10 protein-coding genes are annotated in these 17278 nt (G+C 38.4%); 9 read left to right on the forward strand and 1 reads right to left on the reverse strand.

Going from position 1 to position 17278, the window contains the following annotated elements:
- Nucleotides 1-12: 12 nt before the first annotated feature.
- Complete coding sequence (gene alr, locus AC27GZ_RS08985; RefSeq protein WP_487094621.1) at nt 13-1095, reverse strand: alanine racemase; 1083 nt, start codon at nt 1093-1095, stop codon at nt 13-15.
- 266 nt (nt 1096-1361) lie between these two features.
- Between alr and murQ the strand changes: the two genes are divergently transcribed.
- The 9 genes from murQ to pheT all read left to right on the forward strand — a co-directional run bounded on the left by murQ (nt 1362) and on the right by pheT (nt 17278).
- Nucleotides 1362-2303 (forward strand): N-acetylmuramic acid 6-phosphate etherase, encoded by a 942-nt coding sequence (gene murQ / locus AC27GZ_RS08990; RefSeq protein ID WP_487094622.1) that lies wholly within the window; start codon nt 1362-1364, stop codon nt 2301-2303.
- 130 nt (nt 2304-2433) lie between these two features.
- Nucleotides 2434-3585, forward strand: coding sequence for an exo-beta-N-acetylmuramidase NamZ family protein (locus AC27GZ_RS08995; RefSeq protein ID WP_487094623.1), 1152 nt, complete (start codon nt 2434-2436; stop codon nt 3583-3585).
- Entirely contained in the window at nt 3582-6482 is a 2901-nt protein-coding gene (locus AC27GZ_RS09000) for an FAD-binding and (Fe-S)-binding domain-containing protein (RefSeq protein ID WP_487094624.1), read from the forward strand. Before AC27GZ_RS08995 ends, AC27GZ_RS09000 begins: the two co-directional genes overlap by 4 nt.
- A gap of 3 nt (nt 6483-6485) precedes the next feature.
- Nucleotides 6486-8957 (forward strand): penicillin binding protein PBP4B, encoded by a 2472-nt coding sequence (gene pbp4b, locus AC27GZ_RS09005; protein WP_487094625.1) that lies wholly within the window; start codon nt 6486-6488, stop codon nt 8955-8957.
- Nucleotides 8958-9152: 195 nt separating this feature from the next.
- Nucleotides 9153-12236 carry a D-2-hydroxyglutarate dehydrogenase YdiJ gene (ydiJ, locus tag AC27GZ_RS09010; protein WP_487094626.1) on the forward strand — a complete coding sequence of 1028 codons (3084 nt, stop codon included), beginning with the start codon at nt 9153-9155 and terminating at the stop codon, nt 12234-12236.
- Nucleotides 12237-12260: 24 nt separating this feature from the next.
- The gene (locus AC27GZ_RS09015; RefSeq protein ID WP_487094627.1) at nt 12261-13412 is read left to right on the forward strand and encodes a porin; all 1152 of its coding nucleotides are present in this window, start codon (nt 12261-12263) and stop codon (nt 13410-13412) included.
- Nucleotides 13413-13440: 28 nt separating this feature from the next.
- Nucleotides 13441-13713, forward strand: a complete 273-nt coding sequence (locus AC27GZ_RS09020) for a hypothetical protein (RefSeq protein WP_487094628.1) — start codon at nt 13441-13443, stop codon at nt 13711-13713.
- A 133-nt stretch (nt 13714-13846) separates the two neighbouring features.
- Nucleotides 13847-14842 (forward strand): phenylalanine--tRNA ligase subunit alpha, encoded by a 996-nt coding sequence (pheS, locus tag AC27GZ_RS09025; protein WP_487094629.1) that lies wholly within the window; start codon nt 13847-13849, stop codon nt 14840-14842.
- Nucleotides 14843-14854: 12 nt separating this feature from the next.
- Nucleotides 14855-17278 (forward strand): phenylalanine--tRNA ligase subunit beta, encoded by a 2424-nt coding sequence (gene pheT / locus AC27GZ_RS09030; protein WP_487094630.1) that lies wholly within the window; start codon nt 14855-14857, stop codon nt 17276-17278.

Raw genomic sequence — 17278 nt, forward strand, 5'->3', positions numbered from 1 at the left:
ATCTTATGAGTATTATTCAATGTACTTTTTAGGAACTCGTTCTGCTATTCGAGTAAGCAGCTCGTAATTAATAGTGTTCAACTGCTTAGCGACTGTTTCAACCGTTAGGTTTTCACCCCAAAGCTCAACCAAATCACCAATTTTTATTTCTGCTATGTCAGTGACATCTAGTGTGATCATATCCATTGAAACTCGCCCAACTAGCGGGGCAATTTGACCATTAATCCAAACAGGAGTACCTGCCTTTGCATTTCTGGGATAACCATCGGCGTAACCAATAGCTACTGTGGCAATATAGGAAGGGCGTTTGGCTTGCCAGATTTCTCCATAACCAACGCTGTCACCCACCTTTAAATGCCTTAAGCCAATGACAGTCGTTTGTAACGTCATTACCGGTGTTATTTGGGCAGGTGAATCACCATTAGTTATCGGATTGGCACCGTATAGCGCAATACCTAAACGATTGTAGTCACTATGACTTTGTGGCCAATTAATGATGCCAGCAGAATTTGCAAAACTTAATTGGCAGGGATACTGAGTTGCTAACGATTTTAATGTCGCTATTTGCGTTAAGGTTTTTGGATTATTTTTTTCATCAGCGTTTGAAAAATGAGTGCAAAGTACTAGTTTTTCTAGTTGTTCAGAAGCTAGGGTATTTATTGCCTCAACAAGATCGTCTGGCATAACCCCTAAGCGATTCATACCTGTATCTACTTTTATCCAAAGTTTGCCTTTATGGGCAGGGCTACAGCGCTTAAGCCACTTTAATTGTTCTTGGTTATGCAGCATTAGCCAAAAGTTTTCTGTTTCAGCTAAAGTGAAATCTTGCGGACAAAAAGGGCCTTCTAAAATCAAAATAGGCGCTGTAATGCCAGCGGTTCGTAATGCTATAGCTTCATCAATAAAGGCGACAGCGAATGCAGGAACTATGTTATCTAAATGTTTTGCTACTGTTATAGCACCATGTCCATAAGCATTTGCTTTGATCACAGCAATAGTTTTACTTTTAGGGGCTAATTCGGCCATTTTTTGATAATTTTGCTTTAGCGCCGTTAAGTTTACTATTGCTTGGGTTTTTCTTGATTGATAGTTCATGCTTGGTATTTTTTGCGAAATCTGCTGCGTTATCTTTAACGTTTATAGGAGTATATCACCTTACTTTCGATACTTTTGAGTAAGTTGGTGATATTTACTTATTTAAAATTATCAACTTATACTTTTTGGAAAGATATTTTCAACTAGTTTGTAGTATAGTTTAGTTAATGTAAAGCAAGCGTCGATATTTGTTGAGCCTTTCCATGGGCCTTTGAACGAGGCTTTTAAATAGCTTTTTAATAAGTAAGGCAATGACACCCTAAACAATGAGTAATGCTGTGAATAATCAAGCACAATTAATTGAAGAACTAAAAACTATTTCAACCGAAGCACAAAACCCAAACACGGTAGATATTGATTTACTCAATACCGTTGACGTTTTGAAAAAGATTAATAATGAAGATCAAAAAGTCGCCACTGTTGTGCAAAACATCATTCCTGATATTGCTAAAGCCGTAGATAAAATTGTTGCTGCTTTTGCATGTGGTGGTCGCCTTATTTATATTGGCGCTGGTACTAGTGGCCGTTTAGGTATTTTAGATGCGGTTGAATGCCCGCCAACATTTAGCGTTTCCAATCAACAAGTATTGGGTATTATTGCCGGCGGTGAACAAGCAATAAAGCAAGCGGTTGAAGGCGCTGAAGATAATGAAACCATGGCTATTGAAGATTTAAAAGCCGTTAATTTATCCAGTAAAGATGTCTTAGTTGGAATTGCCGCCAGTGGTCGTACACCTTATGTGATTTCAGCAATGAGTTATGGACAGCAACTAGGGACTAGCGTCATTGGCGTTAGTTGCAGTTACAATGAAAAATTTACTCAGGCTAATGATATTAATCTTTGTGCTGTGGTGGGCGCAGAGGTGTTAACAGGCTCTACACGGATGAAATCCGGTACTGCTCAAAAGCTTATTTTAAACATGTTAAGTACTGCCAGCATGATACGATCAGGCAAAAGTTACCGAAATTTAATGATTGATGTCAGTGCAAGTAATGAAAAGCTGTATGCACGAGCTGTAAATATTGTTATGCAAGCAACGGGCTGTGGTGATGAGCAGGCAAAACAAGCATTAAAACTAGCCGATTATAATGCCAAACTTGCCACGCTAATGTTGCTAACTGGCCAGTCTGTTAAACAGGCAAAAGCGTCTTTAATTAATCACAATGGCTTTTTGCGAAAGGCCGTTGAGCAAGCTGATAACCAATAATTCGTATAATCAATATTCCAGATAAGCAAAGGGCTTGAATATGCCGTTATTCATGAAAAACATGGTAATGCCTGTAATAGCAACTTTTGTGTTGAGCTTATTGCTGAACATGTTGTTATGTAGTCTTTCAATGGCTAACACTCTATCTGTAAGTCATCAAAAAGAGCAAGCTAAGTCGTTAAACCGGCAATTATTGTTAGGTATTGAACAAGAGCGTGTTTATTTACCGTTGTTGAAAAATCAGCGTGTTGGTCTGGTAGTTAATCAAACTTCACAAAGTCGCGGTGTACATTTAGTGGATAAATTAATTGCTGAAGGCGTTAATGTTCAGGCTATTTTTGCGCCAGAGCATGGCTTTCGTGGTAATTATGATGCGGGTGAAAAATTTAATTCCACTATTGATGAAAAAACCTCTGTACCCCTGATTTCAATTTACGGTAAAAATCGTAAACCTTCAGCCGAAGTATTAGCAAACATTGATGTGATCATTTTTGATATTCAAGATGTCGGCGTGCGCTATTACACTTATATCAGCTCAATGCATTATATGATGGAAGCTGCTGCAGATGCAGGGAAAGCTTTTATTGTCCTTGATAGACCTAACCCTAACGGCGCTTATGTTGATGGCCCCATATTAGAAAAAGCATTTAGCTCCTTCGTTGGTATGCATGAAATCCCTTTGCTACACGGTATGACAGTTGGGGAATTAGCGTTAATGTTTGCAGGGGAGCAGTGGCTCAAAACGGATAAAAAGTTAAATTTAACCATTGTTAGTATGAAAAATTATCAACATAGTATGCGGTATTCATTACCGATAAAGCCTAGCCCGAACTTACCTAATGGCGTATCGATCAACTTATATCCATCACTTGGATTTTTCGAAGCAACACCCGTGAGTATCGGTCGAGGAACGCCTTTTCCTTTTCAAGTGATAGGGCATGATCAAATAGCCATAGGCAATTTTTCGTTCACGCCTGTCTCAACACCTGGCGCTGCTTCAACACCTAAGCTAATGAATAAAAAGTTGCATGGACAAGACTTAAGAAAAAGTCAACAAACCGGCTTATCCCTTAGCTATATTATTGCTTGGCATAATCAGTTTAAATCTCAAGGGGAAGCGTTTTTTACCCGTGCAAGTTTTATGGATAAGCTCAGCGGTACAGATAAATTAAGAAAAGCGATAGTTGCGGGTCAAAGTGAACAAAAGATTAAGCAAAGCTGGCAACAAGGGCTAGAAAAATTTAAAGTATTAAGAAAGCCTTACATGTTATATCCATTATGACGAATACCTCCTCAGCCATCACGTCATTTCATCGTGAGTTAGCAAATGTTTTACCGGCTAAGCATATTATTAGCAGGTATATTCAGCGTTTTGCTTATGGCACTGATGCAAGCTTTTATCGTTTAGTACCCAAGCTTGTATTGAAAGTAGACAATGAAACTGAGCTGAAACAACTATTAATATTAGCGTCAAAATTTAAAGTTGCTGTTACTTTTAGAGCCGCAGGTACCAGTTTGTCTGGCCAAGCAATTACTGATTCAGTGTTGATTGTACTATCACCTCAATGGAATAGCATTCAAATACATGAACAAGGTGAAACAGTTACCTTGCAGCCAGGGGTGATTGGAGCCCATGCAAACCAAGCGTTGTTACCCTTTGCACGTAAAATAGGGCCAGATCCTGCTTCAATTAATAGTTGTAAAATTGGTGGTATTGCTGCGAATAATGCCTCTGGCATGTGCTGTGGTGTTAACGATAATAGCTATCATACCCTAGTAAGCATGAACCTAGTTTTTGCTGATGGTAGCCAACTTAATACTGCTGATAAAAACTCATGTAAGCAATTTTTAACTCAGCATAGTGACATGGTTGAGTCATTATTAAATATTGCTGCTACGATCAAAAGCCAAGCCGATCTAACGAATAAAATTAAACATAAATACCGATTGAAAAATACCACAGGTTACGGCATTAACGCTTTAATAGATTATCAAGATCCGATTGATATCATTAGTCATTTGATGATTGGATCAGAGGGAACCCTAGGTTTTATTAGTGATATCACCTATAACACAATAACCTTACTACCTTTTAAAATGGCAGGTTTATATATTTTTGATGATATGCAAACGGCCTGTAATCTAGTCTGTGAACTTGCTAAAGAAAATGTTGATGCGGTAGAGATCATGGATGATAGATCTCTTAATTCGGTATTTAGCCAAATTAAGGGGTTAATTACTTTACCCGATAAATTTTCAACCTGCTTCCCTAAAGGCAGTACTGCCTTACTGATAGAATTTAGTGCGGATAATCAAAGTCAACTAACTCAGCTTGAGAAAAAACTAAATAGCCTTGTTGAGAATGTTAATGAGAGCTTAATAGCACAGCAAACTTTTACCTCAAATAGTGGCATCATTGCCGAGTTATGGAAAATACGCAAAGGTATGTTTCCTGCGGTTGGATCGGTTCGAGCCACAGGTACGACAGTGGTTATTGAAGATATTGCGGTACCTCTTTCTAAGCTAGCGCAAGCAGTTCAGCAATTACACTCCTTGTTTAATCAATTTGGTTATGATGAAGCGATAATCTTTGGTCATGCATTAGCAGGGAACCTGCATTTTGTTTTTACGCAAGCTTTTGAAACTAAAATAGAAATTGAACGTTATAACCAGTTTATGTCGGCGGTATCCACTATGATCCTCATTGACTATCAAGGCTCTTTAAAAGCAGAGCATGGAACTGGTAGGAATATGGCGCCTTTTGTTGAAATGGAATGGGGCTCAGACTTGTATCAGGTGATGAAAGACATAAAGCAGCTTTTTGATCCTCAAGGTATTTTAAACCCCGGCGTTATTATTAACAACGATGATAAAGCGCATATTAAACATTTAAAGGTGATGGCGAAAGCGGATGATATATTAGATAAATGTATTGAGTGTGGTTTTTGTGAATCTGTTTGTCCGTCACTTAACTTAACCCTTACGCCAAGACAGCGTATCGCGGTTTGGCGACAAATATCTTTACTGCAACAAAAACGACAAGCGGGCACTATTACTCAAGAGCAGCGACAAGAGTTAGAAGCTTTAGAAGCGGATTATCAATATTTTGGTATTGATAGTTGTGCGGCAACAGGGCTTTGTGGTCAGCAATGTCCTGTAGGCATTGATACCGGGCTGTTTATCAAAGAGCTCCGCGCGAAAGCAAACCTTGAAGGTAAGGGGCTGAAAAAGCGTATTAATCAAGGTGTCGCTAATAACTTTTCAAGTAGCACAACCATTGCAAAGTTTGCTTTAAATTCAGTGAAAACTATGCATAACATAGTTGGTAGTGATGTTATGTCACATACTTTTTCAGCGTTAAATAAAGTATCAGGTAACCTTATTCCCAAATGGTATCAAGGCTGGCCTGCGGGCACTAAATCATCAGGCAGCCTTGCTCAAACACAAAAACATACACAAACTAACGCAAAGATAAGAACAAAAGTGGTTTATATTCCCGCCTGTTCAAACCGTGTTTTTGCACCTGACAACAAAGCGGAAGATAAACGGTCAATGCAAGAGGTGGTCATTTCGCTATTAACTAAAGCTGATATTGACGTTATCATTCCTAAAGCGACCAATAAACTGTGTTGTGGCATGCCTTGGGTATCAAAGGGATTAAATGATATTGCTAATATGAAAAGGCAAGAGTACCTTAAAATTATTGAGCACGAATCAGAGCAAGGTAAGTGGCCAGTGATTACTGATGCCAGCCCTTGCGTAGATAGTTTGCAAACACAAGCTGGAGATACTAAACCTAATATCATTGATGTTACTCAGTTTGTTGCTCAGCATGTACTCAGCAACTTAAGTATCACTAAATCAGAAGAAACCTTTATGCTACACATCAGCTGTAGTAGTAAAAAAATGGATGAAGGCCAATACTTACAACAATTAGCACAAGCATGCACTAATAATATAGTGATACCAAAAGATATCTACTGCTGTGGTTTTGCAGGCGATAAAGGTTTTTTTCAGCCGGAACTAAATCAAGCAGCTTTAGCACCGTTAAAGGCACAAGTACCTAATCATTGCTCGCGTGGCTTAAGCAATAGTAGAACCTGTGAAATAGGTTTGTCTGAGCAATCAGGCATATCTTATCAGTCTGTTTTATATCTACTAGATCAAGTGAGCAGTTAAACTATGAAGCAATTAAAGTGGGCTAGCTTACGCCAGTTTGTTATCAGTATCTGCGTCATACTGTTAAGCAGCTGTACATCAAATACACTCCCTGTAGAAGTCATATATTCAAAAAACTATAGTCAACGAATTGAATTTTTGATCCTACATAGTACGCAAGATAACTATCAAAACGCCTTACAAAAACGTATCAACCAAAGTGATGTCAGCGCTCATTACCTGCTGCCGGAAAGTCACGACCAAACTTACCTTGATGAAGAATTAAAAGTGATACAACTGGTTGATGAAAATAATCGTGCTTGGCATGTTGGTGAAAGTTATTGGCAAGGACGAAAAGAAATTAATGATCAATCAATCGGTATTACGCTGGTAAACCAAGCGGAATGTGACAAATTAGCAACAGATGGGTTCACACCGCCGAAAGGCTATGGTGAAGCATATAAGGAAGTGTGTTTTTTCCCTGATTATGATCCTCAACAAATAGCATTATTAATTCAACTTGCGAAACAAATTATTAAAGTTAACCCTGATATAACGCCAACTAAGATTATCGGTCATAGTGACGTTGCCCCACATGATAAAAACGATCCTGGCCCTAGATTTCCTTGGTATCAGCTCTATCAAGAAGGTATCGGTGCTTGGTATGAGAAGGAAACTGTACTCAAATATTTAACCTTTTTTGAACAACAATTACCTCATGTAGAGCTAGTACAACAAGCTTTCAATACCTATGGCTACAATATCAATGCAACTGGCGAGTTGGATAAACAAACCCAAGCGGTTTTAACTGCTTTCCAGCACCATTTTTTACCTTGGCAAATCAGTCATCAAATTGATTCGCAAACAGTAGCGACACTTTTTGCTTTATTAGAAAAGTACCAGCCAGCAAGGGCAGAGGCGTTACTTAACCGTTATCAGCAAACGAAAACAAATATTACGGCCACTAAGAGCATTACTGAACAACATGGCCAAATAGACCAAAGATTCCCGCAAGATAACCCGAGTACTCGAGCTTTGGTTAATGACCGTGGTATTTTTAAAAGCTATCAAGGTCGTGGTGAAATTGTGATTGATAATCACACGGCAACATCTGCCGATATTTATATCAATGGCGAAAAGCTCAACATTGCTCAACCGTTGCAAGCCTATAATACTTATCGCTATAGTTTGAAAAAGAGAACTAAAGATGGCAGTAACACTTTTAAAATAGAAAACATTTTACCTGAAGGTGCCCGTCTAAATGTTGCCATACCTTATCCAAAACTAACCATTAACACGCATAAATATCAGCAACAATTTGTTGCGGTGGATGCCTTGATCAATAAGGATATCGAAAACGGTTTCCCCGGCGCTGTTTTAGTGGTGGTAAAAGATGGCCAGATCATCAAAAACACGGCTTACGGATATGCTAGAAAGTTTGCTGATGGCGGGGAAGAGCTAACGTCACCGGTCAAAATGAGCACAGAAACCTTATTTGATATTGCGTCAAATACTAAAATGTTTGCCACAAACTTTGCCTTAATGAAGTTGGTAACTCAGGGAATATTAGACGTTAATCTCCCTATCAATCACTACTTGCCTACGTATCGCGGTGAAGGGCGAGATTTTCGCACCGTAAAAGACATGCTTACTCATAATGCAGGTTATGCTCCGCAAGTTAAATTCTTTACCGAACAAAACAGTTTAGGCCCTGCTTTTTATTCTCAAAACAGTGAACGAACTAAAGAACTCATACTTACGAAAGTGCCTTTTGCAACAGGGCGCGCCAGTAAAAGAATGTATAGCGATACCGATTACATGCTACTGGGCATGTTAGTTGAAAAAATTACCGGATTGCCTCTTGATATCTATACTGAATACGCCATATTTCAACCCCTTGGTTTAACTAACACTGTATTTAACCCCTTAAACAAGGGATTTAGTAAAAATCAATTTGCGGCGACAGAAGTCCACGGAACAACACGCGGTCATCGAGTAGAGTTTAATAATATTCGCACCCATGTCTTACAAGGAGAAGTACACGATGAAAAAGCCTATCACTCGTTAGGCGGCGTGGCAGGGCATGCAGGCCTTTTCTCTACAGGGGAAGAGTTAGCTGTTTTAGCGCAAGTACTGCTAAATCGGGGCGGTTATGAGGATAAAGAGCTGTTTTCAGGTAAGGTGATTGACCAATTTATAAAACCTGATGATACTAATGGCACTTATGGTTTAGGGTGGCGACGGGCGCATAATGGCGATAGAAAGTGGCACTTTGGCCCTTATGCTAGTGCCTCAGCTTATGGTCACACTGGCTGGACAGGCACAGCTACAGTCATCGACCCTGAGCATGATTTGGCCATTATTCTTTTAACCAATGCGCGTCATAGTGACATTGTGGGAGACGATAAAGATTATCAATTTCTTGGTAAGCAATTTGAAACAGGAAAATATGGCAGTGTGGTTTCACTGGTATATGAAGCCGTTTTAAATAAGTAGTTGAACAAACAAGTAAATAAATGAAAACTTTCAGTATTCTAAGTTAAATGTTATATCGTAAGCAAAATCACTAGGAATAAACACTAGGAATAAAAAAGCATTAATAATTTATCACTAGTATAAATCGACAACTAAAAAAAATTTACTATCATGGTATACTTACGCTAATTCACTCTTGTTTATAGAAAAAAATTCATGTTACCCCGTATTGAACATCAAACTCACTTACCGCCACTTTACCAAGAATTCGTTAATGCACTGCAAGTTAAACACTTTACTGGCGATATAAATGCTAGTTACAGTGCCCGTTTAGCGGTTGCCACTGATAATAGTGTTTATCAGCAATTACCTCAGTTAGTGATAAATCCTCGCAGTAAACAAGACATCATTGTGTTAACTAAAACCGCCAGTGAAGAAGCCTTTAATGACATTAAATTCAGTGCTCGTGGTGGCGGTACGGGAACTAATGGTCAAAGTTTAACGCCCGGCATAATTGTTGACCTGTCTAAATACATGAACCATGTATTAGAAATTAATATCGAAGAAAAATGGGTGAAGGTAGAGGCGGGTGTGGTAAAAGATCAGCTTAATGATTATTTACGTCCGCATGGGTTTTTCTTTGCCCCTGACTTGTCAACCAGTAATCGTGCAACGATTGGCGGTATGATCAACACGGATGCATCAGGGCAGGGGTCATTAGTTTATGGCAAAACCTCAAATCATGTATTAGCGCTAGAGTCGGTATTAGCTAATGGTGATGAATTAAATACCGAGCCTTTGACAATTGAACAAGCACAAACGTTGGCGAAAGAAAGCTCGAGTCATGGTCAAATTACCAAACAAGTACTGGCTTCAAGTGTTGAAAATCGTGAGCTTATTCTTAAAAAGTTCCCCCGTTTAAATCGCTTTTTAACGGGCTATGATTTAGAAAATGTCTTGCAAGATGACGGGAATACTTTGGATCTTAGCCGATTAATCACTGGCTCAGAAGGCTCATTAGCTTTTGTTTGTCAGGCAAAACTTAATATCACGCCGATTAGCCCCGCAAAAACGTTAATTAATATCAAGTATGATAGTTTTGATTCAGCGCTTCGTCATTCCCCCTTTTTGGTAGAAGCTAAAGCGACGTCAGTAGAAACTATAGACAGCAAAGTATTGAATTTAGCCAAACAAGACATCGTATGGCATAGCGTCAGTGATTTAATCACCGAAGTGCCTGATCAAGTTATGGATGGCCTAAATATTGTTGAGTTTAATGGCTCAAGTGTTGAAGCCCTAGCTGAACAAGTAGCACAACTAACTAAAGGCCTTGATGAAACCATTGCCAGTAACAATAACGGCGGTGTTATTGGTTATCAAGTGACTTCAGATTTAGGCAGTATTAATAAACTTTATGCAATGCGCAAAAAGGCGGTTGGATTATTAGGTAATACTGACGGAAGTCAAAAGCCTCTTGCTTTTGCGGAAGATACAGCAGTACCACCAGAGAACCTTGCTGATTTTATCAGTGAGTTTAGAGAGCTGCTTGATAGTTATAACTTACATTATGGTATGTTTGGCCATGTTGATGCCGGCGTATTACATGTTCGTCCAGCCCTTGATATGTGTGATCCAGAACAAGAAAAGCTACTGAGAACCTTATCTGATAAAGTTGTTCAACTTACAGCTAAATATGGCGGCTTAATGTGGGGTGAGCATGGTAAGGGCTATCGTAGTGAGTATGGCGAAGCATTTTTTGGTGAAACCCTTTTTAATGAATTAAGAAAAATAAAAGGCGTTTTTGATCCTAAAAACAAAATGAACCCAGGGAAAATTTGTACACCAATTGATTCAACTGAGTCGTTAGTGAGTGTTGATGATACAAAACGTGGTAGTTTTGATAGACAAATTCCGGTCACAGTTAAAGACTCATTTAATGCAGCTATGGACTGTAATGGCAATGGCTTATGTTTTAACTACGACGCTAACAGCCCTATGTGTCCGTCAAGCAAAATTACCAAAGACAGACGACACTCGCCAAAAGGTCGCGCAGGCTTAATGCGTGAATGGTTACGTTTACTTGAAAATCAAGGCGTTGATGTTTTAAGCCTTGAGCAAGATATTAATAATTGGTCAGTTAAAAAATTACTTGATTCAAGCATTGCTAAATTTAAAGTTACTTTTCTAGAAAAAGAAGACAACAAAAATGACTTTTCACATGAAGTAATGGAGGCTATGCAAGGGTGTTTAGCGTGTAAAGCTTGTGCCAGTCAATGTCCGATAAAAGTTGATGTGCCTGACTTTAGAAGTCGCTTCATAAACCTTTATCATTCTCGCTACCCTAGACCATTAAAAGATCATTTAGTGGCCAATGTGGAAACATTAGCGCCATTAATGGCAAAAGCGCCTAAATTGGTTAATAGCATTTTAAGTTTAAAGACATATGACAAACTATCAGCTAAAACCATAGGTTATGTGAATACACCATTACTTAGTGTACCTACCTTAAAAAGCCAAGTGAAAAAGGCTGGTTTTTCAGGTTTTGATCTCGCTAAATTGCAGGGCTTAACTGAAGAGCAGCGAAAAGGTTATGTGCTGATAGTACAAGACCCCTTTACCTCATTTTATGATGCTAATACTGTACAAAGTATGATGACATTAATAAAAGAGCTTGGGTTAGAGCCAATATTATTGCCCTTTAAACCTAATGGTAAAGCGCAGCATGTTAAAGGCTTTTTGGCGCGCTTTGCTAAAACCGCTAAATCTTCAAGTGAATTTTTAAACCAATTAGCCAAATTAAATATACCTATGCTTGGTATGGATGCTTCTATGGTGCTTTGTTATCGAGACGAGTATAAAAAAATATTAGCAGATAGCCGAGGCAGTTTTAATGTACTGTTAGCACATGAGTGGCTGATGACATTTATCAAACAAGATGAAACTTTTAAAGTTGCTGAAATAGAGAGCCAACAAACCTATAAATTGTTTGCTCACTGTACTGAAAAAACGGCATTGGCCAATAGTGAAAATGAATGGTTAGCGATATTTAAACATTTTGGCTTGCGATTAGAAAAAGAGAGTGTTGGTTGCTGTGGTATGGCAGGTACTTACGGGCACGAAAAATCTAATTTAGATAATTCCAAAGGATTATTTGAATTAAGTTGGCAGCCTAAACTTGCAAAACTTGCTACTGAACAAATACTCGCGACAGGTTTTTCATGTCGCTCTCAAGTGAAGCGGTTAACTGAACTGAATGCTAGGCATCCTGTGGTGGCGTTAGTGGAAGCCTTAAAACAATAATCAGTAATAGAGAAGGGATTTTTTATGAAAAGACAAGTCTTGTTAGCAGCTCCATTAATGGCATGCTGTGCATTTGCACCAAGTGGTTATAGTTTAGAGTTATTTAAAAACGAGAAATCTACCTTTGATTTTACTGGAAACTTAGCTGTTTATTATTTACGAGATAATAATGGTAAAGAAGAAGTAAATGATGGCTTTTCTCGTTATGTTTTTGGTATGTCGCATAAACTGAAACATGATTGGCAAGCAGTTGCCAAGCTTGAGTGGGGCGTACAAATATCTAACACCAATAATCAAATTGTTGTTAATAATAATGGTTTAACAAGTACAGGGCCAACGGATGAAGCCATATGGCTTAGGCAAGGTTTTGTAGGTATTGAACATGAGCAATATGGCCGTTTTACTCTGGGAAAACAATGGGGTGTTTCTTATGATATTGGCGGTGTAACAGATTGGTTTGAAGTGTTTGGTGGCGGTGCTCAAGGTACTTATAATTTCGGTACTGATGGCGGATTTTCAGGTACAGGTAGAGCAGAGCAAGCGCTTCAATATCGTGTAAATTACAATAACTTTACTTTTGCGGCTCAATATTTAGCGTCTAATGAGCAGCTAACCTTAGTTGGTGAGGATGGTGAAAGCTTTGATGCTTTACTTAACTTTTCAGATTCTTTTGGTGTGTCGTTACAATATAAAGCTCCTTTAGATATTGGCTTAGGAGTCGCTTATAACAAAGCGCAATTGAACATAGTGACTGAAGATGATAGCTCCCCCTTTATAGATGATGAATTGCTTTCAGCTTATATCACTTACCGAGAGAAAAATGATCTTGGATTGCACCTTGCGCTAGTTTTTACCGATATGAGTAATCATGATATTAATGATATTGGGAAAATGATGAATAAGGCTCAAGGCATTGAATTATTTTCTGAATATCGATTTGCAAACGACATATCGCTTATTTATGGTTACATTTCTTTAAAAGATCATTCAAATACGCCAGGCTTAGGGGCAGATGGTAGCTATCATAAAAATTATAATATACTGAGTGCTAAGTATTATTGGGATGAAGATTTTTATGTATTCATTGAAAGTAAATTCGACAACTCGACATTATCAGCAGAAAGCACGGATTTAGCTGAAAATGCTATTGCTATAGGCATGATGTTCGAGTTTTAGTGTTGGTGTTTACATGTAGGAGTAACCTATGGATGAGCAGAAATTAATTAAACTATTGAAAACCTCAATTGTGATTGGTTTGTGCTTATTACTTTTAGGTATTTACTTACATAACTTTAGTGATTATATGGAATCATTGGGCGTTACTGGCATTATTATTAGCGCTGTTTGTATCGCCTTTGGCTTAATATTTTCATTACCTACGAAAATGTATTTAACCTTTTTACTGGTTAAACGAGAAGCGGAACAACATCCTGAGTGTCATAAAATTGTCGAACGTGACGATAAAAGTGAAAAATAATCTTAAAACCTGCCTTTTCCCCCTACATTAGCATCAATTTTCGTGTAAAATCATCACCATTTTTTAAGTCTATTTACTAAGCGAATAATTTGATAATGAAAAGTTCGCTTTTAGTCCCGTTTTAGAGGAAATCATGAGTTTAGACACCACTACTATTGATGGTATCGTAGCGCAGGCAGAATCTGCTATTAGTGAAGCTATCGATCCGAATGCACTTGATCAAGTGCGCGTTAACTTTTTAGGTAAAAAAGGTTTGTTCACAGAACAAATGAAAGGTTTAGGTAAATTACCTAAAGAAGAAAAACCTAAAATGGGTCAAATCATTAATATTGCTAAGCAAAAAGTGCAAAAGCTATTGAATGAACGTGGCGAATTATTACGCGCAGAAGAAGTCGCTAAGAAGCTTGCTGCTGAATCTATTGATGTTACGTTATCGGGTCGTGGTACTGAGTTAGGTGGCTTACACCCTGTATCTCGCACTATATCGCGCATTGAAAGCTTTTTTGGTGATTTAGGCTTTGCAGTTAAATCAGGCCCTGAAGTTGAAGATGATTATCACAACTTTGATGCCTTGAATATTCCTGAGCATCATCCTGCTCGTCAAGATCATGATACTTTTTATTTTAACCCTAAATTAGTATTACGTACGCAAACTTCTGGTGTACAAATTCGTACCATGGAAGTAGAGAAACCACCGCTAAGAATTATTTCTCCGGGTAAAGTTTACCGTAATGATTATGATCAAACTCACACCCCTATGTTTCATCAAGTAGAAGGGTTAATGGTAGACAAAGATGTTAGCTTTACTCACCTAAAAGGTATTTTGCATGACTTCTTACATCATTTTTTCGAAGAGGAAGTAGAAATACGCTTCCGTCCTTCATACTTCCCATTTACTGAGCCTTCAGCGGAAGTTGATATTATGGGTAAAAATGGCAAGTGGTTAGAAGTATTAGGTTGTGGCATGGTGCATCCAAACGTTCTTAAAAGCGTTGGTATAGATCCTGAAGTTTACACTGGTTTTGCTTTTGGCATGGGCGTAGAGCGTTTAACTATGCTGCGCTATGGTGTAAATGATTTACGTGCATTCTTTGAAAACGACCTTCGTTTTTTAAAACAGTTTAAGTAGGAAATACTCATAATGAAATTTAGTGAATCTTGGTTACGTGAGTGGGTAAATCCTGCACTTTCATCTGATGAATTAGCTCATCAAATTACTATGGCCGGTCTTGAAGTTGACGGTGTTGACCCTGTTGCGGGTGAATTTACCGGTGTCATTATTGGTGAAGTCGTTGAATGTGGGCCACATCCTGATGCTGATAAACTACAAGTGACTAAAATTAACTTAGGTGATTTTGGTGACGGTGAGTTGGTTGATATTGTTTGTGGCGCAAAAAACTGTCGTCAAGGCTTAAAGGTTGCTGTTGCCACGGTTGGTGCGGTATTACCGGGTAACTTTAAAATTAAAAAGGCTAAACTGCGTGGCGTACCTTCATTTGGTATGTTGTGTAGTGAATCTGAAATCGGCTTAAGCGAAAGCTCTGACGGTATTATGGAATTAGCGGCCGATGCACCAATAGGTACTTGTTTACGTGAATATCTAGATCTAGATGATGTAACTATTGATGTAGATTTAACGGCAAACCGTGGTGATTGTTTAGGCATTAAAGGTTTAGCACGTGAAGTGGGTGTTCTTAATTCACTAGAAGTTACCGATTGGCAAATTAACCCAGTTGCAGCAACAATTACCGATGAACTTGCCATTAACATTGAAGCAGGTGCAGCATGTCCTCGTTACTTAGGTCGTGTCATTAAAGGCATTAACCCAAGTGCACAAACACCATTATGGATGGTAGAAAAACTGCGTCGTTGTGGTACACGTTCAATTGACCCTGTTGTGGATGTCACTAACTATGTATTACTTGAGTTAGGCCACCCAATGCACGCTTTTGATTTATCGAAAATCGATGGCGGCATTAATGTTCGTTTTGCCAATAAAGAAGAAAAACTGACATTATTAGATGAAAATGAAGTGACGTTGAACGAGAAAACACTCGTTATCGCTGATACTGGCACCTCAGGTAAAGGCAAAGCATTAGCGATGGCAGGTATCTTTGGTGGTTTAGAATCAGGTGTTACCTCAAGTACAACTGATATCTTTTTAGAAAGTGCTTTTTTTGCACCATTAGCTATCTTAGGTAAAGCACGTCAATACGGCTTACACACCGACTCATCTCACCGTTATGAGCGTGGTATTGACCCAACGTTGCAGTTTGATGCTATTGAACGAGCAACCGAGCTATTGATTAGCATTGTTGGTGGTGAAGCAGGTCCTGTAGTTGAAGCTAAGTCTGAAGCAGACATTCCGCAAACTAAAGACGTTAGCTTACGTCGTGCAAAATTAGATAGTCGCATTGGTCATATTATCGATGATGCTATTGTTACTGAAATTTTAACTCGTTTAGGTTTTGATGTTTCAGAAACAGGGGAAGCCGATGACAAAGTATGGAATGTTGTTGTACCCGCATACCGTTTTGATATAAAAATTGAAGTAGACTTAATTGAAGAAGTGGCTCGTATCTTCGGCTACAACAATATTCCTAATATTTCGCCAAATGCCACGTTGAAAATGGTTGAACAAAAAGAAGCGAATATTTCTTTAACTACACTCAAACAAACCTTAGTTAACCGTGATTACCAAGAAGCGATCACTTACAGTTTTGTTGATCCAAAAGTACAATCATTAATTCATCCAGAGCAATCGGTTATGACATTACCGCATCCTATTTCATCAGAAATGTCAGAGATGCGCTTAAGTTTATGGACTGGTTTATTACAGTCAGTGGCATACAACCAAAACCGTCAACAAAATCGTGTCCGTTTGTTTGAAACGGGATTACGTTTTGTGCCTGATGAGTCAGCAGAAAATGGTGTTCGTCAGCAAAATATGATTGCTGGTGTTATCAGTGGTAATCGCGCTGATGAGCATTGGGGCGTAGAAAAAGCAGCTACTGACTTTTATGATATTAAAGGTGATGTAGAAGCACTTTTATCGTTAACAAATAGTCTTAGTGATTATGAATTTTCAAAAGCTGAAATTGCCGCATTACATCCTGGTCAAACAGCTGAAATTACTAAAAATGGAAAGCTAGTTGGTTATGTTGGAGCCTTACACCCTGAATTAATTAGGAAATTAGGTTTAAATGGTCAAGCATTTGTTTTTGAACTTTTACTCTCTGAAGTATTAGCTCAAAAAATACCCGAATCCAGTGCTGTATCTCGCTTTCCTGCAAACCGAAGAGACTTAGCGGTTGTAGTAAAAGAAGAAGTTGATGCAAAAAAAGTGTTACAACTTATTGAAAAGGTTGGCGGAAATTATTTAATTGATCTAAACTTGTTTGATGTATACCAAGGTCAAGGCGTTGAAGACGGTTATAAAAGTCTTGCCATTGCCCTAGTATTACAAGATATTGAGAAAACGCTTGAAGAAAAAGACATCACAGATGTTATTGATCGAGTCGTTGATTCCTTACAAACAGAGTTGAATGCATCACTGAGGGACTAA

This window comes from Colwellia sp. SU-HH00943, assembly GCF_057546125.1.